At 73.7% G+C, this 18,448-nt stretch carries 18 protein-coding genes, 1 tRNA gene and 1 pseudogene; 13 read left to right on the forward strand and 7 right to left on the reverse strand.

Annotated elements, in window-relative coordinates; genetic code table 11:
• On the forward strand, positions 1 to 1,178 hold a 1,178-nt coding region (locus BG452_RS13545), incomplete at its 5' end, for a DUF58 domain-containing protein (RefSeq protein ID WP_188304522.1).
• A complete protein-coding gene (locus tag BG452_RS13550; protein ID WP_188304523.1) occupies positions 1,175 to 1,822 on the forward strand; it encodes a hypothetical protein in 648 nt (215 codons plus the stop codon). The genes BG452_RS13545 and BG452_RS13550, both read left to right, overlap by 4 nt.
• A gap of 163 nt (positions 1,823 to 1,985) precedes the next feature.
• Here the strand turns inward: BG452_RS13550 and BG452_RS13555 are convergent, their stop codons facing one another.
• Both BG452_RS13555 and BG452_RS13560 read right to left on the reverse strand, forming a co-directional pair.
• A complete protein-coding gene (locus BG452_RS13555; RefSeq protein WP_188304524.1) occupies positions 1,986 to 3,512 on the reverse strand; it encodes an FAD-dependent monooxygenase in 1,527 nt (508 codons plus the stop codon).
• Positions 3,505 to 4,137, reverse strand: a complete 633-nt coding sequence (locus tag BG452_RS13560) for a PadR family transcriptional regulator (protein ID WP_188304525.1) — start codon at positions 4,135 to 4,137, stop codon at positions 3,505 to 3,507. The genes BG452_RS13555 and BG452_RS13560 overlap by 8 nt, the downstream gene beginning before the upstream one ends.
• Positions 4,138 to 4,411: 274 nt before the next feature.
• On the opposite strand from BG452_RS13560, the gene BG452_RS13565 reads away from it, so the two are divergent.
• Complete coding sequence (locus BG452_RS13565) at positions 4,412 to 4,921, forward strand: hypothetical protein (RefSeq protein WP_188304526.1); 510 nt, start codon at positions 4,412 to 4,414, stop codon at positions 4,919 to 4,921.
• Between the two features lie 271 nt (positions 4,922 to 5,192).
• Here BG452_RS13565 and BG452_RS13570 read toward each other — a convergent pair whose 3' ends face one another.
• Positions 5,193 to 6,176, reverse strand: coding sequence for an aldo/keto reductase (locus tag BG452_RS13570; protein ID WP_188304527.1), 984 nt, complete (start codon positions 6,174 to 6,176; stop codon positions 5,193 to 5,195).
• A gap of 307 nt (positions 6,177 to 6,483) precedes the next feature.
• Here BG452_RS13570 and BG452_RS13575 point away from each other — a divergent pair, with 307 nt between their 5' ends.
• Positions 6,484 to 7,662 (forward strand): toll/interleukin-1 receptor domain-containing protein, encoded by a 1,179-nt coding sequence (locus BG452_RS13575; protein WP_188304528.1) that lies wholly within the window; start codon positions 6,484 to 6,486, stop codon positions 7,660 to 7,662.
• 45 nt (positions 7,663 to 7,707) lie between these two features.
• Here the strand turns inward: BG452_RS13575 and BG452_RS13580 are convergent, their stop codons facing one another.
• Positions 7,708 to 8,559, reverse strand: a complete 852-nt coding sequence (locus BG452_RS13580; protein WP_317621025.1) for a LysR family transcriptional regulator — start codon at positions 8,557 to 8,559, stop codon at positions 7,708 to 7,710.
• Between the two features lie 81 nt (positions 8,560 to 8,640).
• Between BG452_RS13580 and BG452_RS13585 the strand changes: the two genes are divergently transcribed.
• The 6 genes and pseudogenes from BG452_RS13585 to BG452_RS48075 all read left to right on the forward strand — a co-directional run.
• Positions 8,641 to 9,198, forward strand: coding sequence for a cupin domain-containing protein (locus BG452_RS13585; protein WP_188304529.1), 558 nt, complete (start codon positions 8,641 to 8,643; stop codon positions 9,196 to 9,198).
• Positions 9,195 to 9,554, forward strand: a complete 360-nt coding sequence (locus BG452_RS13590) for a DoxX family protein (RefSeq protein WP_188304530.1) — start codon at positions 9,195 to 9,197, stop codon at positions 9,552 to 9,554. The genes BG452_RS13585 and BG452_RS13590 overlap by 4 nt, the downstream gene beginning before the upstream one ends.
• A gap of 119 nt (positions 9,555 to 9,673) precedes the next feature.
• Complete coding sequence (locus BG452_RS13595; protein ID WP_188304531.1) at positions 9,674 to 10,516, forward strand: siderophore-interacting protein; 843 nt, start codon at positions 9,674 to 9,676, stop codon at positions 10,514 to 10,516.
• Between the two features lie 924 nt (positions 10,517 to 11,440).
• A complete protein-coding gene (locus tag BG452_RS13600) occupies positions 11,441 to 13,150 on the forward strand; it encodes an ABC transporter ATP-binding protein (protein ID WP_188304532.1) in 1,710 nt (569 codons plus the stop codon).
• A 298-nt stretch (positions 13,151 to 13,448) separates the two neighbouring features.
• Positions 13,449 to 14,378 carry a M20/M25/M40 family metallo-hydrolase gene (locus BG452_RS13605; RefSeq protein ID WP_188304533.1) on the forward strand — a complete coding sequence of 310 codons (930 nt, stop codon included), beginning with the start codon at positions 13,449 to 13,451 and terminating at the stop codon, positions 14,376 to 14,378.
• A 23-nt stretch (positions 14,379 to 14,401) separates the two neighbouring features.
• Positions 14,402 to 15,046: pseudogene (locus tag BG452_RS48075) on the forward strand (M1 family peptidase); the annotation flags it as partial.
• Positions 15,047 to 15,129: 83 nt separating this feature from the next.
• On the opposite strand, the gene BG452_RS13615 reads toward BG452_RS48075, so the two are convergent.
• Together BG452_RS13615 and BG452_RS13620 are read right to left on the reverse strand one after the other, a co-directional pair.
• Positions 15,130 to 15,270 (reverse strand): hypothetical protein, encoded by a 141-nt coding sequence (locus tag BG452_RS13615; protein WP_188304534.1) that lies wholly within the window; start codon positions 15,268 to 15,270, stop codon positions 15,130 to 15,132.
• A 169-nt stretch (positions 15,271 to 15,439) separates the two neighbouring features.
• Positions 15,440 to 15,544 (reverse strand) — tRNA-OTHER (locus BG452_RS13620).
• A gap of 48 nt (positions 15,545 to 15,592) precedes the next feature.
• Here BG452_RS13620 and BG452_RS13625 point away from each other — a divergent pair.
• Positions 15,593 to 15,835, forward strand: a complete 243-nt coding sequence (locus BG452_RS13625) for a hypothetical protein (protein ID WP_188304538.1) — start codon at positions 15,593 to 15,595, stop codon at positions 15,833 to 15,835.
• A gap of 57 nt (positions 15,836 to 15,892) precedes the next feature.
• On the opposite strand, the gene BG452_RS13630 is transcribed toward BG452_RS13625, so the two are convergent.
• The gene (locus BG452_RS13630) at positions 15,893 to 16,120 is read right to left on the reverse strand and encodes a hypothetical protein (RefSeq protein WP_188304535.1); all 228 of its coding nucleotides are present in this window, start codon (positions 16,118 to 16,120) and stop codon (positions 15,893 to 15,895) included.
• A 312-nt stretch (positions 16,121 to 16,432) separates the two neighbouring features.
• Here BG452_RS13630 and BG452_RS13635 point away from each other — a divergent pair, with 312 nt between their 5' ends.
• Entirely contained in the window at positions 16,433 to 16,636 is a 204-nt protein-coding gene (locus BG452_RS13635) for a cold-shock protein (protein WP_045694210.1), read from the forward strand.
• A 370-nt stretch (positions 16,637 to 17,006) separates the two neighbouring features.
• Positions 17,007 to 18,448 (forward strand): DEAD/DEAH box helicase (locus BG452_RS13640; protein ID WP_188304536.1); only part of this gene is annotated, 1,442 nt, incomplete at its 3' end.

Here is an 18,448-nt window from a genome sequence, read left to right on the forward strand (position 1 = left end):
CCCTGCTCACCGGCCACGCCTGGCTGCTCGCCCCGGCCGCCTTCGCCGCCGTGCTGCTCGCGCTCGCCGCGCCCGGCGCCGGCCGCCCCACGCGGCTGTCCGCCCGGAGCACCGCCCGACCACAGCGCTGCTTCGAGGGCGAGCCCGTCACCGTGCACGTCACCGTGGATCACGACGGCCGGATCGGCGTGCCCGAACCCACCGTGTCGCTCGGCCCCGGCCTCGCCCTGGACGCCCTGACCGTCACCCCGACCGGTGTCGACCTCGTCCTCCACGCCGACAGCTGGGGCCGTCGCCACCTCGGCGTCGTCGACGTCGACGTGCCCGACGCCCGGGGCCTGACCCGCCGCACCGTCCGTACCGACCTCGGCACCGTCGACGTCTTCCCCGTCCCCGACGCCGCCCGCCTCACCCCGATCCCGGTCCGCCTGCCCGAACGGATCGGCGAACACACCACCGCCCACGAGGGCACCGGCGTCGAGGTCGTCGGCGTCCGCCCGCACGTGCCCGGCGAACGGCAACGCCGGATCCACTGGCCGTCCACGACCCGCCGCGACGCCGTCCAGATCAACCAGTTCGCCGCCGAACGCGCCGTCGACGCGGTCGTCCTGCTCGACACCCTCGCCGACTACCTCGACACCGCCACCGGACGGCGCAGCCTGGACGAAACCCTGCGTGCCGCCACCGGCCTGACCCGCGCCTACCTGCGCCGACACGACCGGATCGGCCTCGTCGCGGTCGGCGGGCAGCTGCGCCAGCTCACCGCCGCCGGCGGGGACCGGCAGTTCTACCGCATCGTGGAGAGCGTGCTGGAGGCCCGCCAGGACCGCCCCCGACGCGGCCCCCTCCCACCCCTGCCGCTCGCGGCCCTGCCCGGCCACGCCCTCGTCTACGCCTTCACCCCCCTCGCCGACCAACGCATCCTCGACGTCCTCGGCCGGATCCGCGAACGCGGCAACCCCCTCGTCGTCGTGGAGATCCCGGCCGGAGAACCGGCGGCCCGGCCCGACGACGAGACCGACGCCCTCGCGCTGCGCCTGTGGCGCGCCGAACGCGAGGCGATGCGCGCCACCCTGCGCGGTCGGGGCATCCCGGTGGTCGGCCACACCCCCGGCGAAGCCCTGGACCTGGCCCTCGGACCCCTGCTGCGCCGCCGCATCGTGGGGGCCGGCCGATGACCCTCCCCTCGACGACTGCTCCGAGCGCTTCGGCCGGTCCGAGGCGCGCCGCGAAGCCGGGGCGGTCGGCCCGCAGCACCGCCCTCTCCCCGGGCCTCCAACGCGCCGCCCTGCGCGCCACCGGTACCGTCCTGGCCCTTGCCGCCGCGGGCACCGGAACCGGCACGCTCACCGACCGGTTGGGGCCCGTCTGCCTCCTGCCGATCGCCGCCGTCGCCCTGTGGGCTGCCGTCCCCGCACCGGACGGCCCGACCCCGACGAGGCGGCTCGCGCGCCTGGCCGCCACCCGTACCACCCTCCTCGCCGCCGGAGCCGTCCCGCTCGCCGCCCTCGGCGACCCGTCCTGGTGGCGGGCGCTCGCGGTGACCGTCCTGCTCGCCGGCTACCTCCTGGTGCTCGACGCGCTCGGCCCCCACCGCCCGACCATCCGCCCCGCCACCGCGGCCGCCGCCCTCACCGCCGCACTGCTGGTCCTGCCCCCGGCCTTCGCCCCTACCGCGGCGGGCGAGTGGTCCCGCCCACTCGCCGTACTGGGCCTGACCGCGGCCGCCGTCGGTGTGGCCCTCGCCCTGCGCCCGGAGCGCACCCCACCCCAGGCCCCGCCGGACCAACAGCCGCACGACGACCGCCCGTCCGCCGGCTGAGGCCCCGACCGCCGGCCGACCGACGGTGGGGGCGCGGTGCCGGGCTTGTCCCAGCCCAAGGGGCCGTCCGGACCTGGGGCACCGGATCCTGCCGGTGGTTCGGGCAGGTGGCCGGCGGCGTAGGCGTAGCAGGCGGGGTAGCAGGCGGGGAGGGCGGCTGATGTCAGGCGGTTGCCGCCGGGGGGCCGAACCAGTGCGCGAGGCTCTCCCGCAGTTCCTGCGCCGCCATCTCGACGGGTGCGGACGGTGTGCCGATCCAGGCCGCGTGTCCGTCCGGGCGGACGAGGACCGCGTGGGCGCCGTGCAGGGCCTGCGGGTGGGTGTGGGCGGTGGTGACGCGGTCCGTCCAGGGGTGGGCGGCGGCGGAGAGGGGGTGAGCCTGCGGTGTGCCGTCGAGGAGCAGGGCGCCGCCGGGTGTGCGGGCCAGCAGCGCCGTGAGGCCGTCCGCACCGGCCGGGCCCAGGGGGAGGTCCGGCACCATCCGTCCGGCCCAGGGGTGTCCGGGGGCGCCGGAGGCGGGGTAGCGGGTGGCGACACCGGTGATCTCCTCGGCCACCGGGCCGGCGGTGGCCTCGGATTCGGCCAGTTCCGCGAGGAGTTCACGGACCGGCGCCAGACGGTCGTCGTCCCCGTCGGCCTGGGCGAGCACCGCCTGGGCGCGGGTGTTGCGGAGCAGTCGGGTGCCGGCCGCGTGGCGTTCGTCGTGGTAGGTGTCGAGCAGGGTGTCCGCCGCCTGCCCGCGTGCCACCAGGGCGAGTTTCCAGCCCAGGTTGACGGCGTCGTCGATCGCCGCGTTGACGCCGATGGCACCGGCCGGGGGGTGGATGTGCGCGGCGTCCCCGGCGAGCAGGATCCGGCCCGCCCGGAACCGCTCGGCGAGCCGCGCCGCGTCCCCGAACCGGGTCAGCCACCGGGCCTCGGCGATCTCGGCCCGGTGCCCCAGCGCGGCTTCGATCGCGCGCTGGAAGGAGTCGAGCGACACGGGCTCGTGCGGGTCCGCGGGCGGTGCGGGGTCGGCGGTGAGGAGACGGACGTAGCCGGGGCGCGGGATCGCGAACACCGAGCGGCCGTCGGGCCCGGTGTTGGGGCCGTACGGGACGGCTGACGGGTCGGCGAGCACCACGTCCCCGAGCAGGGTGAAGTTCCGGGCCGGCGTCCCGGGGAAGCCGATCCCGGCCGCCTTGCGCACCGTGCTGCGGCCCCCGTCGCAGCCGACCAGCCACCGGCAGCGCAGGGTCGACGGGCCGTCCGGGCCCTCGACCTCGGCCGTCACGCCGTCACCGTCCTGCCACAGCCCGGTGAGGCGTCGGCCGCGGACCAGGCGCGCACCCGATCCCACGGCCCACTCGGCGAGCAGTTCCTCGACCCGGGTCTGGGGGATGCCCAGGATGTAGCGGTGTTTCGCGCGCATGGCCGTGAGGTCGAGCCGGGACGCACCGACGAACATGGTCGTCGGCACGGTCGGTCCCTCGGTGAGGAAGCGGGCGGCCAGGCCCCGGCGGTCGAACAGCTCCAGACTCCGGGCGTTGAGGTTGAACCCGCGGCAGTAGCCGGGCGGTTCGGGCTCCCGCTCCAGAACCAGCGCCCGCACCCCGGCGCGCCCCAGCTCCCCGCCGAGTGCCAGCCCGGCGGGCCCGGCGCCGACCACCAGAACGTCGACGGTCTCGTCCTGCGTCGCGTCGTCAGTCATCGTCCGCCCCCGTCCGGCCGAGTCCCGGCCAGGTCAGTGTTCCGTGCTCGATCTCGTCGGCGGTGCGCTCGACCCAGGCCAGCTCGGACTGCGCCATGGCGGCGGCGTACTCGGCCTCGATGACGAACAGGCGCGGCGCGTCGTGCTCCTCGCGGGCCACGCGGTAGGCCTCGGCGTCCCGCGTGATCCGCTCCCGCAGCGCGGCGGCCCGCTCGCGCAGCGCCTCCGCCGCGCGGGCGGGGCCCAGCGCGCCGAGGTAGCCGACGGCGGAGAGGAAGCGCGGGTACTCGGGGGAGGGCTCCCGGATCAGCTCGTCGAGCCAGTCGGTGAAGCCGTCCCGCCCGGCGGGGGTGTGGCGGTAGACGGTGCGGGCCGGGCGGTTGCCGACCTGCTCGGTGCCGTCCGCCTCGATCCAGCCGTCCCGGGTGAGCGCGCGGACGGTGTCGTAGAGCGAGCCGGTCGTCAGTTTGAACGCGCGCTCCATGCCGCGCTCGCGCAGTGTGCCGGCCAGGGCGTGGGGGTGCATCGGCTGTTCCAGCAGCAGCCCGAGGACGGCGAGGGCGAGGGTGTTGGCCGGGCGTTTCGGCGAGTGCTGGGCGGCGGCGGGGGGTTGACGGGTGGTCATGAGGCTCCAGTGCGTCGACTCGGTTGATTACCAGGTGTCGATTACTTGGATCCGAGCATATGGAGCCGAGGGTGCCGGGCGCAAGGCTGTGGGTGGGGGCGTTCGGCGGGTGCCGCCCCGCGGCTCGGCACGCCGTCGGGCGGCGGGTCGCGCCACCCGTCGTCCCGGTCAGGACCCACCCTCCTTCGTGTTGATCGCCTGTCTACCGGTGCCGCATAGCGTCCTTCCCCGTACCCGGCCCGACCCCCGGGCCGCCGCCGAAGGGAGAACTCTCGTGCTGCGCAAGACTCGTGCCTTGCTGACCGGTTCAGCCGTCGCTCTGGCGCTCACCCTCACCTCGACCACCTTCACCGCCCATGCCGCCGGCGATCAGAGCGGCATCGACGCCTGCGCCCGGGAGGCCCAGCTGGCGGGCTTCGCGAAGGACAAGTCCGGCGAGGGCCGCAACGACGACGCGATCTACGCCGTCGCGATCGCCATGGCCGAGTCCGGCTGCGACCGCCTGGCCGTCCACACCAACCTCCCCACCGACCCCGACCCGGGCACCAAGGACCTCGGTGCCTGGCAGATCAACGAGCGCTGGTACCCCGACGTCCACTACCACGACTCCGGGGTCGTCACCGCCGAGAACTGGCAGGACATGGGCTGGTCGGCCCGCAAGGCCTGGAAGATCGACAACGACGGCACCGGCCGGGGCTGGGCGTCCTGGGCGGCCTGGCACCTGGGCACCTACCAGCAGTACCTCGGCCAAGCACGGGACGCGGTCTACCGCGTCTGGCAGTGACGCCCCACCGGGGGTGACCACCTCGATCACCCGTCCCGTCCGGCCGGCCCTGGTGCCCCCTGAACGGCACCAGGGCCGGCCGGTCCGTGCCCCGGTCGAGCACGGACCTCCCGCCGGGAGCAGACGTTCGCCGAACCGGCCGGGCTCACCCCACCGCCGGCCGGGTCCTGACCGCCCGAGTCGGCCACCGGGCCTTCGCCGCCCGCCGCCCCGGCCCGCCGCCTCGGCCCGCCGCCTCGGCCCGCGCCGATGCGATGCGGCCGGGCCCCGGCTACCAGCGGTCGTGCACCTGCGGCCGGATGCGGCGGTCGTACAGGTCCCGGACGGCGTCGAGCGTGGCCGGCGGCAGCGGTGCCAGCGCGGCGGCGGCCGCGTTCGCCCGCGCCTGCGCGACATTGCGGGCCCCGGGGATCACCGTCGTCACCCCCGGCTGCTGGATGATCCAGCGAAGCGCCGTCTGCGCGGCTGTCGCGCCCTCGGGTGCCAGCGCGGCGAACTCCGCCGCCGCCTCGACGCCCGTCGCGAAGTCCACGCCGGAGAAGGTCTCGCCCTGGTCGAAGGCCTCGCCGTGGCGGTTGTAGGTGCGGTGGTCGTCCGGGGCGAAGACGGTCCGCTCGCTGTAGCGGCCCGAGAGCAGCCCCGAGGCGAGCGGCACCCGCGCCAGGATCGCGACCCCGGCCGCCTCGGCGGCGGGCAGCACCCGCTCCAGCGGCTTGAGCCGGAACGCGTTCAGGATGATCTGCACGCTCGCGACGCCCGGGCGCGCGATCGCGGTCAGTGCCTCCGCGCAGGTCTCGACGCTCACCCCGTAGCCGGCGATCCGCTCCTCCGCCACCAGGGTGTCCAGGGCGTCGAACACCTCGTCCGAGGAGTAGACGGGCGTCGGCGGGCAGTGCAGCTGCACCAGGTCCAGCCGCTCCACGCCCAGGTTCGCGCGTGAACGGTCCGCCCAGGCGCGGAAGTTGGCGAGGTGGTAGTGCTCGGGGCGCTGCTCGACCCGGCGGCCGAACTTGGTGGCGACGAACACCTCCGCGTCCGGGCGCTCCTTCAGGAAACGGCCGATCAGCCGCTCGCTGCGGCCGTCGCCGTAGACGTCGGCGGTGTCGAAGAGCGTGACACCCGCCTCCACGGAGGCGTCCAGCACGGCCAGGGCGTCCTCCTCCCGGACGTCTCCCCAGTCGGCGCCGAGCTGCCAGGTGCCGAGTCCGACGATCGAGACGGGACGGCCGGTGCGGCCGAGTACACGCTGTTCCATGGCACGAGCCTCTCACGCCGCGTCGACCGGTGCCCGCCCCGGTGATCACGGCTACCTGCATCACGACTCCTTCACGCGGTAGGGGGTGTGCCAGTCTCCTGGGTCCGGCCGGTCGAGGACGACGGTGACGTGGTGTTCTCGTTCGGGGGAGAACCCTGGCGTCCCCGCCGCGGCTCGTCGACCGTCGGGCAAGGCGTCGCCACCGCCGACCTCCGGTCCGGCCCACCCGGAACCGAACCCAACTCCCGTGTCCTGGTGCTATGTTCGAAGTGTCCGTGCCGTGCTCGCAGGAACCCGGGGGCTGCCCATGACCGACGCCGCCCGCGACACCGACCCCGGAGCCGCCGCCCCGAACGGCGAGCAGGTCACCAGGGCGCTGCTCGCCGAATACGCTGCCGGTGTCCGCGAGTTCGGCGGTCGGACGTTCACCGGGCTGCGGCTCGGCCGGGAGGACCTCAGTGACGCCGTCTTCGTCGACTGCGAGTTCGACGACTGCGTCCTCGCGATGGGCACCTTCGACCGCTGCGAGTTCCGGGGCTGCCGCCTGCGCCGCGTCAACGCCATCCAGGCCAGCTTCGTCCAGGCCCGGTTCCTGCACTGCGACCTCGCACAGGCGGCCTTCCGTGCCGCCGACTTCTTCAAGGCCACCTTCCGCGGCGGGACGTTCGGCGGCAACTACCGCGAGGCGTTCTTCGTCCAGGCGGTCTTCGACGAGATCACCTTCAACGGCGCCGTCTTCGCCGACGCCCACTTCGGGTTCAACGTCTTCGCCGGTGCCGAGTTCGTGGCCACCACGCTGGACCCGGTGGTCGTCAACGGGCTGTGCCAGATCGACGAGCGCACCATCGCCGCCTCCTTCATCCTGAACGGCCGGGTTCTGGACGTCGCCCGCGAGCAGCTGCCGGACGACCGGGCCGTCGAGGAGCTGACCCGCGACCTCGCCGGCCTGGAGCGGTTCTTCGTCCGGGCCGGTGCCGACCCGGACGCCGTACGCGCGTACCGCGACGCCGCACGCAGCGCCCGAGAGCCGGCCCGCCCCAGCGTCTTCATCAGCTACAGCTCGGGCGACGAGTCCTTCGCCGCCAAGCTGCGCAGCCATCTGGAAGCCAACGGCGTGGACACCTGGTTCGCCCCGCACGACATCCGCGGCGGCCGGACGATCCTGGAGCAGATCACCGAGGAGATCCAGCGGCGGGGGCGGATGATCCTCGTGCTGTCCGAGGCCAGCATGGCCAGCAACTGGGTGGCCACCGAGATCGGCCGGGCCGTACGGGCGGAGCGGCAGAGCGGCACCCGAAAGCTCTTCCCGATCCGCATCGTCGCCCACGAGCGGCTGCTGGGCTGGGAACTCTTCGACGCCGATGCGGGCTACGACGTGGCCCGCACCATCCGCGAGTACTACATCCCGGACTTCCACGACGACGGCGACGGCCTCGCCTTCGCCCAGGCCGTCAGCCGCCTGGCCCGCGACCTGCGGGAGGGCTGAGGGCCCGGCCGGGGCCCGCAGGTCGCGCCCAGCGGCGGCCGGTGCTCAGCGGCGGTAGACGGCCGTCGCGATCTCGACCAGGGAGCGGATCAGCGGGTTGGTGTCGCCCTCGTTCCACGCCACCACCACCCGGCTCGGCGCCATGTCGGCCAGCGGCACCACGGCGAGTTGCGCGGGCAGGTCGTGTCCGAGCGGCATCAGGCCGACGGTGCCGTTCCACAGCACGGCCTGCAGGCATTCCTGGACGGCCCGCACCACCGGTCCCTCGCGCGGGCTGCCGCCGTGCCAGTAGGACTGCCAGGCGGGGTCGGTGCCCGGTGGGAACCGGAACCAGCGGCGGCCGTCCAGTTCGGCGAGCCGCAGCCCGTCGCGGCCGGCCAGCGGATCGTCGGCGCGCAGGACCGCGCCGACCGGGTCGGCCCGGAGGGTACGGACCGTCAGGGCGGTCCGGTCGAACGGCGCCCGGGTCAGGGCGACGTCGACCAGTCCGGCGCGCAGCCCGCACGTCGGGTCGGTCAGGTCGGTGTCGCGGACGCGGATGTCGATGCCGGGGTGGCGTCGGCGGTAGGCGGCGGCCAGGCCGGAGACCCCGGGGTCGGTGCCGTCGCCCAGGATGCCGACGGTGACGGTCGCGACGCCGGCCGCCGCGCCCACCCGGGCCCGGAGCCGGTCGGCGTGTTCGAGCAGCCCCCGTGCCTCGTCGAGCAGCACCGCGCCGACGGGGGTGAGTGCGACGCCGGCGGGGGAGCGGGTGAACAGCAGGGCCCCGACCTCGGTCTCCAGCCGCTGGATCGCCCGGCTCAGCGGTGGCTGGGTCATGTGCAGCCGGTGGGCCGCCCGGCCGAAGTGGAGTTCCTCGGCGACGGCGACGAAATAGCGCAGGCTCTGCAAGTCCACGCTGTCACGATACCCATCCGGTATCGGTGCTGCGGGACTGGTCTTGGACAGCCGGCGGGCCCCGGCGGTGGAGTGGTGGGCATGACCGAAGACACCGCAACCGGCACCGCAGCCACCACCGAAGCCGGCACCGAAGCCGACCCCGCGCGCACCGCCGACCCCGCCGTCGTCCTGGTGCGCCCCGGCGAGGGCGAGACGATCGTGCTGGGCCCCACGCGGATGCGCGTCCTGGAGGACGGCAGCCACACCGGGCACCGCCTCGCGATCGCCGAGTCCGTGCTCGCCCCGCACACCGAGGGGCCGCCACAGCACCGCCACGCCCAGCACGACGAGGGCTTCTACGTCCTCTCCGGCACCGTGCGCTTCACCGTCGGGGAGCAGGACCACGACGCCGTGGCGGGCACGTTCGTGCTCGTCCCGCCCGGCGCCCCGCACACCTTCGCCAACCGGACCGACCGACCCGCCGTCCTGCTCAGCACGTTCACCCCCGACCTGTACGTGCAGTACTTCCGGGACCTCGCGCAGGTGCTCGCCGCCGGCCGCCCGCTGACACCCCGGGCGAACATCGAGACGATGAGCCGCTACGCGACCGTGCCGGCCGCCGCGCCCGCGACCACGGCCGCCCCGGACACCGAATGAGCATCGCCTACTGGACGGTCGCGGGCCCGCTGGCGCTCTTCTACGGCTACGCGGGCACGCTGAAGACGGTCCGCGGCCCCGATCGGCTCCGGCCGATGATGGCTTGGGTGGACCGGGTGCCGCTCGCCGCCCTCAGGACGCTGGGGGTGGTGGAGGTGCTCGGCGCGGCAGGCCTGGTCCTGCCGCCGCTGACCGGCATCGCGCCCGCGCTGGCGCCGGCCGCGGCGATCGGCTTCGTCCTGCTGCAGGGCGGGGCGATCGTCGTCCACCTGACCGGTGGAGACCGCCGGATCGGCCTGAACGCCGGTCTGGTCACCGCCGCTGCCGTGGCCGTCTGGCTGGCCACCGGGTCCTGAGCCCGGCCGGCCGCCGGTCGGCCGCCCCGGACGACGGCCCAGAGCCGCATGCTTCCTCGGGAGTGTTAGCTTAGGCTGGCCTAAGCAGGATGCGCGACCACACAGCCCAGGGGGGCACCATGACAGACCAACCGACCCGCCGCACACCGCGGGCCCGTGAAGCACGGGTGCTGCGCACCGAGCGGATCACGCCGCACATGGTGCGACTGGTCCTCGGCGGTGCGGGGCTGGCGGACTTCGACGCCGCCGAGTTCACCGACCACTACATCAAGGTGCTCTTCACGCCCGAGGGCGTGAGCTACCCGGAGCCCTTCGATCTGGCGCGGATCCGTGAGGAGTTCCCGCCCGAGCAGCGGCCGGTCACCCGGACGTACACCGTGCGGGCCTGGGATCCGGTGCCGCGCGAGCTGACCGTCGACTTCGTGGTGCACGGCGACGAGGGCCTGGCCGGCCCGTGGGCGGCCCGCGCCCAGCCTGGCGAGACGGTGCGCTTCCTCGGCCCCGGCGGCGGCTACGCCCCCGATCCGAGCGCCGACTGGCACCTGCTGGCGGGCGACGAGAGCGCGCTGCCCGCGATCGCCGCGGCGCTGGAGCGGATGCCGGCCGACGCCGTGGTGCTCGCCTTCGTCGAGGTCGCGGACGCCGCGGAGGAGCAGAAGATCATTTCGCCGGCCGGGGCCGAGATCAGCTGGCTGCACCGCGGCAGGCGCCCGGTGGGCGAGGCGCTGGTCGAGGCGGTGGGCGCGCTGGACTTCCCGGCCGGCACGGCCTCCGCGTTCGTCCACGGTGAGGCGGGCTTCGTGAAGGAGCTGCGGCGCCTGCTGCGGGTGGAGCGAGGCGTCCCGCGCGAGCGGCTGTCGGTCTCGGGCTACTGGCGGCTCGGCCAGAGCGACGAGGCCTGGCGGGCGGCCAAGCGCGACTGGAACGCCGAGGTGGAGGCCGAGCAGGAGCAGGCCGGCTGATCCCGCTCCGCCGGGGCGGGTCCGTGTCGTGCTCCGCGGCCACCGCGCGTTCTCCAGGGTTCGGTACGGCCCTGGGGTTCCCGCGGTGGCCGCAGTCGTCCTCCGCTCGGTCCGTCATGTCCTGCTCGGCCCGCAGGAGTTCGCCGACGATCTGTCGCAGCGTCATGAGCGCCTCCTCCGTGGGGAGTCGGCCGAGGGTCCGGGCCACGTGCGGCCGGTCCTCCGCCCGTGCGGGACGGCGCCCGACGTCGAGCGGTAGCGCTCCCGCAAAGCCTCGGAGCGCCGGGCGAGGCCGTCGTCCGGCGTGCGCTCCTCGCCCCTCCGGGGCAACCCGGGCCAGCGCTGCGCGAACCGTCTCCAGGGCGCCGTCGGGACGGTCCGATCGCCGCCTGATAGGCCCAGTCGGCCGACCAGTCCGTACGACGTTTCGGCTGGTCAGGGCGGGTGCGGCTGCTCCAATGCCGCTCTGGAGCTGCGCCGGGTCGTGGTCGGCGGATACTGGAGGAGTGGAACGAATCCGCGCGGAGCGTTGCCCGAGAGGCCACACCGGACGGATTCGACCACGGCACGGCAGATCCGGTGCCGTATGCGTCTTTCGGCCAATCGCTTCGGCGACGGTCGTGGGGCGGGTCGCCGGTGAGACGAGAGAAAGAAGTCAGCAATGAGTTACTTCGACCGTCGAGGCCATGGCGAGGGACGTCGTCGTCGCCGCCGCCGTCGTTTCAACCGCCGTAGGCGGTTCGGACTGTGGTGACGGTGAGGCCGATGAGGGCTGCATCCAACAGCCCGTCATAGCTCCACCCGAGGGCCGGCGGCGCCGCCGCCGGCCCTTCATCCTGTCCTCCGGACTCTGAACGGGGTGCCGCAGTGCACGGTGCAACGCCTTCGGGGGGCCGGGACGACGCGACGGCCGACCAGGGACCGGTGGCGGACTCGCCCGACATTCCGCTGCGCGAGCTCTTCCACCGCTTCTGGCCGTGGGTCCGCCCGGACCTGCGCTGGCTCCCGTTCAGCGCGGTCCTGCTGGTCCTCGGCGCCTTCGGCGAGGTCGTCTCGGTCTGGCTGTTCAAGGACCTGATCGACGACGTCCTCGTGCCGCGCCGCTTCGCCGACTTCTGGCTGCTCGCCGGGCTCATGCTGGGCACGGCCGTCGTCGCCGGGCTGCTCACCTACGCGGGGACGTACACCAGCACCAGGACCGCCGAACGCTACATGCTCCGGCTGCGCACCGGCACCCTGGCCCACCTGCACACCCTGCCACCCGACACCCTGGAGACCCGCTGGCGCGGCGACCTCGTCGCCCGGCTGACCACCGACATCGCCGCGATCGAGCAGATGGTGGCGACCGGGCTGGTCGAGGGCGGGGTGGCCGCCGTCAGCCTGCTGCTGTTCACCGGTGCCGCGTTCTACCTGAGCTGGCCGCTCACCCTGGCAGCGCTGGTGGCCGCACCCCTGTTCATCCTCGCCACCGGCCTGTTCGGCCGGGGCATCCGCCGCCGGGAACGGCAGGTCCAGCGCCGCGCCGGCGGCGTCACCGCCCTGCTGGAGGAGACGCTGCGCAACGCCGTCGTCACCCGGACGTACGGCCAGGAGAGCCGCGAGGTCGAACGGGTCGACCGGGAGGGCCGGGCCCTGCTCGCCGCCGAACTGTCCGCCGCCCGGGTGGCCGACCTCTACCAGCCCTTCATCGGGGTGCTGCAACTGCTCGCCGGGCTGGTCGTGGTGGGCGTCGGCGCCTTCGAGGTCATCCACGGCAACCTGAGCCTCGGCGGCCTGCTCGCGTTCGCGGCCTTCATGGCCCAGCTCTTCGAACCCGCCCAGCAGCTCGCCGGGCTCGTCCCGCTGGCCGGCGCCGCCTGCGCCTCCGGCGAACGTGTCCTGGAGCTGCACGACCTGACCAGCCCCGTGCGGGAACGCGACGACGCCCGGGACGCCGGGCCGGTGCGCGGCCGGATCACCTACGAGGGTGTCCGTGCCGCCTACCCGGGCAGCTCCGGGCCCCCGGCGCTGGCCGGCCTGGACTTCGACCTCCGTCCCGGCGGGACGCTCGCCGTGGTCGGGCCCAGCGGCAGCGGGAAGTCCACGCTCGCCAAACTGCTGGTCCGCTTCCTCGACCCGGAGAGCGGCACCGTCCGTCTCGACGGCCGGGACATCCGGGAGCTCACCCTCGCCTCCCTGCGCCGGGCCGTGACCCTACTGCCCCAGCAGGCACCCCTCTTCCACGCCTCGATCACCGACAACATCGCCTACGGCCGCCCCGACGCCCGGCCGGACGAGATCGAACACGCGGCCCGGAACGCCAGCGCCCATGACTTCATCACCGCACTCCCGGACGGCTACGACACGGTCATCGGTGCGGACGGCTTCCAGCTCTCCGGCGGTCAGGCCCAGCGCGTCGCCATCGCCCGGGCCTTCCTGCGCGACACCCCGGTCCTCGTCCTGGACGAACCCACCACCGGACTGGACCCGCGCACCCTCGAACAGCTCATCGCCCCGCTGCGCCGCCTGATGGCCGGTCGCACGGTCATCCTGATCACCCACGACCGGGCCCTGCTGCCCCTCGCCGACGACGTGCTCGCCCTCGACGCCCCGGGCCCCGTCCCGGCGGTGGTCCCCGCCAACCACCCTGGGTGATCACCCGGTGGCGGCGCTCCGTGGGCGCCGCCACCGGCCGCCGAGGACCTCCGGCCGGGCGGCGGGCGTGGGGGGCGCACGGTGCACACGTGCCGGGGCGCAGCGGGGCGCGGGAGTCGCCCGCCGGACCGGTTCACCCCATCGGTTCACCCGATCGGATCACCCCGTCGGATCACCTCACCGGTTCACCCCATCGGATCACGACAGCCTCTCGACAAGTTCCTGACATCGACGGACCAGGGTGGGTGGAACCCGCCGGGGGAGCGCCCCGGCTCCGCCTCCGAAAGGCTCCCGCGTGATGCCCTCCCGTCCGGTCTCCCTCACCGCCCGCGCCCTCGGGGCGGCCCTGCTGCTGTCCGGCGTCCCCGCCGGCACGGCGGCGGCTGCCACTGCCGGGCCGGCCGCCGCGCCCACCGTCACGACGGCGGAGGTGATGCCGCACCTCCAGGCCCTGCAACGGATCGCGGACCGCAACGGCGGCAACCGCGCGCACGGCACCCGGGGGTACACGGAGTCGGTGGCGTACGTGAAGCAGGCCCTGGACCGGGCCGGTTTCCGGACGCAGCTGCACCGCTTCTCCCATGACGGCAAGGACGGCTACAACCTGATCGCCGACTGGCCGGGCGGCGACCCTCACCACGTCCTGCTCGCCGGAGCGCATCTGGACAGCGTCCCGATGGGCCCGGGGATCAACGACAACGGCTCCGGCTCGGCGGCCGTCCTGGCCACCGCCCTCCAGGTGGCCAGGGCCGGCCTGACGCCCGAGCGGCACCTGCGCTTCGCCTGGTGGGGGGCGGAGGAGCTGGGGATGGTCGGCTCGGCGGACTACGTCAAGAACCTGTCCGCCGGCGACCGCAAGGCCATCGACCTGTACCTCAACCTCGACCAGGCGGGCAGTAAGAACGTCCAGCAGTACCTCGTGGTGAAGGACCCGAAGAACGGTGGGACCGCGGCCTTCCAGGCCTTCGAGAACTGGTTCGGGGCAAGGGGGTTCGCCACCTTCGACATCCCGCTGGACAGCTCCGACAACCAGCCGTTCGGGGCCGCCGGAATCCCGTCGTCCGGCTTCAGCAGCGGGGTCTCGGACTGCCTCCACGACGCGTGCGACAACCTCGCCAACGTCGACCCCGCGACCCAGGTGACCAGCACCAACGCGCTGATCGGCGTGGTGTGGCAGTTCGCCGGCAAGACGCCCGCCGCCACCGCCCCCGCCACCGCCCGGTCCTGACCACCCGTCCCCAGGAGTCCCAGATGCGCACACCGCTGAGCTGCCACCGCCGCAAGGCCGCCACCCTGGTGGCGGCCGCCACTGCCCTCGGCGTCGCCCTGACCGCCGTCCCCGCGGGAGCAGCCGGGGCCGGCGACCCGTACTTCCCCGACGACGGCAACGCCGGCTACGACGTGGCGAACTACGACGTCCGGATCGCCTACGACCCGGCGCGGCCCGACCTGCTGAACGGCGACACGACCGTCACCGCCCGGGCGCTGCGGTCGCTGGACCGCCTCTCCCTGGACCTCAAGGGCTTCCAGGTCGCCTCCGTGACCGTGAACGGCGTCCCGGTGAAGTCGTTCTCCCGCTCCGGCGCGCACAAGCTGGACATCGAACCCGCCCGCCGGGTGGCCGACGGCGCCACCTTCGCGGTGCGGGTGGTGTACGCCGGAAAGCCCGACCCCGAGGGCTGGCACCTGCTGGTGTCCGGCGGCGTCAACGCGATGGGCGAGCCGCACGCCGCGACCTCCTGGTTCCCGTCCAACGACCACCCGTCCGACAAGGCCACCTTCTCGCTCGCCGCGACCGTCCCCGACGGCTGGACGGCCATCGGCAACGGCCGGCCCGGCCCGACCACCAGCGCGGGGGGTTCGACGACCTTCCGCTGGCGCGAGGACAAGCCGATGGCGACCTACCTCGGCACGGTCGCGATCGACAGGTTCACCGTCCACCGCTCGGAGCTGCCCGACGGGACGCCGGTCATCACGGCCTACAGCCCGGGCGTGCCGATCGACGAGACGGCCGAGGCCCAGCAGCCGGAGATCCTCGCCTTCCTGGCCTCGAAGTTCGGCCCGTACCCGTTCTCCTCCGCCGGCGCCATCGTCCGCAGCTGGCCCAAGGAGCCGGGCACGGGCGCGCCGGACCTGGAGACCCAGAGCCGACCCACCTACACCAACTACCTGTGGGACGCCGCGGTGGTCCACGAGAACACCCACCAGTGGTTCGGCGACAGCGTGTCGTTCACCGACTGGCGCGACGGCTGCATCGCCGAATGCGTCGCCCAGTACGCCAACCAGCTGTGGGAGGAGCACAAGGGATCGAACCTCGACACCGCGTTCTACGCCCGGGGTGTCGAGGAGAACAGGAACAACCCGGCGTACTGGTCCACCAAGCTGTACGACCCCGGCCAGGGCAACGAGCTCAGCCAGGCCCTCTACTTCAAGGGCTCCCTGATGATGCACGCCCTGCGGCGCACCGTCGGCGACGACGCCTTCTTCGGCACCCTCCAGCGCTGGACCGCCGATCACGCCTACGGCAACGCCTCCTTCCCGCAGTTCGAGGCCCTGGCCGCGAAGGTGTCCGGCAAGGACCTCAAGGGCTTCTTCGACGCCTGGGCCCACGGCACGACCATGCCGTCGAAGGAATACCTCTACCCCGGCACCCTGGCCCCACTGGCCGACGGCCGGCACGGCTAGCCACGCGGCCCGATCGGCCGGGTACCGGGGTCTCCGGGGCGTCCGGGGCGTCCGGGGTCAGAGTTTGAACATCGCGGTGTACGGGTGGGTGATGCGTGCCCGCAGCGAGCCGAAGTCGACCAGTACAGCGCCCTCGCCGTCACCTTCGACGCCGATGACCCGGCCGAGGCCGTACCTGTCGTGGGTGACCCGGTCTCCGACGGCGAAGTGCTTGCGCGGCGCCTCCGCGCGAGCCTTGAAGGGACTGGTGGGCAGGGGGCGGCGACCTGCTGAAAATTTCGTCATCGCAGCCAGTATGCGCCTGGAAACGCGGGCGCGGGACTTTCCGGTGGACACGGGTTCGACCCGGGTCGGAATGTCGCGTCTGCCGCCCCCGGGAAGGCTTCCGCCGAACCGAGGGCGGCAGATCATGTCGCGGCGGGCCGTGACCTGCTACAGTCGACTCAGTTGCAGTAGTGGTTCCCATGAACTTTGTGTGCGCCTGCTGATACTTGGCAGGCGCATTTTTTGTTCCCCGGCTCTTCCCCGGTGGGCGCTCCGGTGACTCGAGGCTCGCGCAGTGCGTGCTTCGGACAGTCCCTTGAAGGAGATATTTCTATGGCTAATGGCACCGTCAAGTGGTTCAACTCGGAAAAGGGCTTCGGCTTCATCGAGCAGGAGGGTGGCGGCCCGGACGTCTTCGCCCACTACTCGAACATCAACGCCAATGGCTTCCGTGAGCTGCTCGAGGGCCAGAAGGTCGAGTTCGACGTCACGCAGGGCCAGAAGGGCCCGCAGGCCGAGAACATTCGCCCGCTGTAGTACTTCTGCCACGGCACACGCCTGGCAGTGAGGGGCCCGTACCGCGCACATGCCCGGTGCGGGCCCCCCTTGGCTATTCCGCCACGGCACCCCCCCGCCGTTCAGGCCCCTGGCTCCGCCACCGGCAGCCATCCCCACGCGAGACGCCCAGCGCCGCGTCCGGATCGGCGCCCTGCCGTGACAGTTCACGGTTCGAGGTTCTTCGCTCCCGCCTTCCGCGGTGAGCGCTGACCGTAGGTGACGTGCCGCACGGTTCCACCGTCCACGCTCCGACCGTCATACTTCCGGCCCGTTCCCTTGCGGTCTCCGCCCGGCGCCCCGCGCCGCGGAGCCTTCCTCGTGACGCGCCGCCCCGAGGAAGGTCTCCCGCATGAACCGCTCCAGTCGCTCCCCGTACCAGAACGCCGGCTCCCGCTCCGCCGGCGGGTCCTTCCACGGTGGCCGGCCGGCCGGTGGCCGGCGCGCCTCCGGCCTGAGCGGCCGTCAGAACGCCTTGGCTCAGGGCGAGTTCGCGATGCCGGTGAGCACCACCCCGGCGCTGCCCGCGGTCGAGGCCTTCGACGAGCTGGACCTGCCGAAGTCGCTGCTGTCGGTGCTGACCCGCCAGGGCGTCACGACACCGTTCCCGATCCAGGCCGCGACGCTGCCGAACTCGCTGGCCGGCCGCGACGTCCTCGGACGCGGCCGCACCGGCTCCGGCAAGACCCTCGCGTTCGGGCTCGCCGTGCTGGCCCGCACCGCCGGGCAGCGGGCCGAGCCGAACCGCCCGCTGGCGCTGGTGCTGGTCCCCACCCGCGAACTCGCCCAGCAGGTCACCGAGGCGCTCACCCCCTACGCCCGCGCCGTACGCCTGCGGATGGCGACCGTGGTGGGCGGGACCTCGATCACCCGCCAGGCATGGCTGCTGAACCGCGGGGCGGAGGTCGTGGTGGCCACCCCGGGCCGGCTCAAGGACCTGATCCAGCGCGGCGACTGCCGGCTGGACCAGGTCGGCGTCACGGTGCTCGACGAGGCCGACCAGATGGCCGACATGGGCTTCCTGCCGCAGGTCACCGAGTTGCTCGCCCAGGTCGCCGAGGGCGGCCAGACCATGCTGTTCTCCGCCACTCTGGACCGCGACGTCGACCGCCTGGTGCGGCGCTTCCTCAAGGACCCGGTCACCCATTCGGTGGACCCGTCCGCCGGAGCGGTCAGCACCATGGAGCACCACGTGCTGCAGGTGCAGAACGTCGACAAGAACGCCACGATCGCCCACATCGCGTCCCGCGACGGCAGGGTGATCATGTTCACCGAAACCAAGCACGGCGCGGACCTCCTGGTCGAGGACCTGCTCGCGAACGGGGTGAAGGCCGCGGCCCTGCACGGCGGGAAGTCCCAGCCCCAGCGCACCCGCACCCTGGAGCAGTTCCGCACCGGCCAGGTCACCGCCCTGATCGCGACCAACGTCGCCGCCCGGGGCATCCACGTCGACGGGCTCGACCTCGTCGTCAACCTCGCCCCGCCGACCGACCACAAGGACTACCTCCACCGGGGCGGCCGCACCGCCCGGGCCGGCGAGTCCGGCACCGTCGTCACGCTGGTGCTGCCCAGCCAGCGCCGCGCGATGGCCCGCCTGATGGCCACGGCTGCCATCACCCCCGTCACCACCAGGGTCAGCGCCGGCGACGAGGACCTGGCCCGCATCACCGGTGCCCGGGTGCCCACCGGCATCCCCACCGTGATCCCCAACCCGGTCGTCGAGCGGCCGCGCCGCGGCCAGTCCGCGGGTTGGGCCCGCCGAGGCCGCCCCACCGGCACCGCCGGCGACAACCG

It is taken from the genome of Streptomyces sp. CBMA123 (assembly GCF_014596465.1).
Lineage (GTDB): Bacteria > Actinomycetota > Actinomycetes > Streptomycetales > Streptomycetaceae > Kitasatospora.

Coding starts and splice junctions, on each gene's coding strand:
- BG452_RS13595 (WP_188304531.1), top strand. CDS start 9,674: ATGACAGACCAACCGACCCGCCGCACACCGCGGGCCCGTGAAGCACGG.
- BG452_RS13575 (WP_188304528.1), top strand. CDS start 6,484: ATGACCGACGCCGCCCGCGACACCGACCCCGGAGCCGCCGCCCCGAAC.
- BG452_RS13555 (WP_188304524.1), bottom strand. CDS start 3,512: ATGACTGACGACGCGACGCAGGACGAGACCGTCGACGTTCTGGTGGTC.
- BG452_RS13605 (WP_188304533.1), top strand. CDS start 13,449: ATGCCCTCCCGTCCGGTCTCCCTCACCGCCCGCGCCCTCGGGGCGGCC.
- BG452_RS13560 (WP_188304525.1), bottom strand. CDS start 4,137: ATGACCACCCGTCAACCCCCCGCCGCCGCCCAGCACTCGCCGAAACGC.
- BG452_RS13635 (WP_045694210.1), top strand. CDS start 16,433: ATGGCTAATGGCACCGTCAAGTGGTTCAACTCGGAAAAGGGCTTCGGC.
- BG452_RS13550 (WP_188304523.1), top strand. CDS start 1,175: ATGACCCTCCCCTCGACGACTGCTCCGAGCGCTTCGGCCGGTCCGAGG.
- BG452_RS13570 (WP_188304527.1), bottom strand. CDS start 6,176: ATGGAACAGCGTGTACTCGGCCGCACCGGCCGTCCCGTCTCGATCGTC.
- BG452_RS13625 (WP_188304538.1), top strand. CDS start 15,593: ATGATGCACGCCCTGCGGCGCACCGTCGGCGACGACGCCTTCTTCGGC.
- BG452_RS13590 (WP_188304530.1), top strand. CDS start 9,195: ATGAGCATCGCCTACTGGACGGTCGCGGGCCCGCTGGCGCTCTTCTAC.
- BG452_RS13630 (WP_188304535.1), bottom strand. CDS start 16,120: ATGACGAAATTTTCAGCAGGTCGCCGCCCCCTGCCCACCAGTCCCTTC.
- BG452_RS13585 (WP_188304529.1), top strand. CDS start 8,641: ATGACCGAAGACACCGCAACCGGCACCGCAGCCACCACCGAAGCCGGC.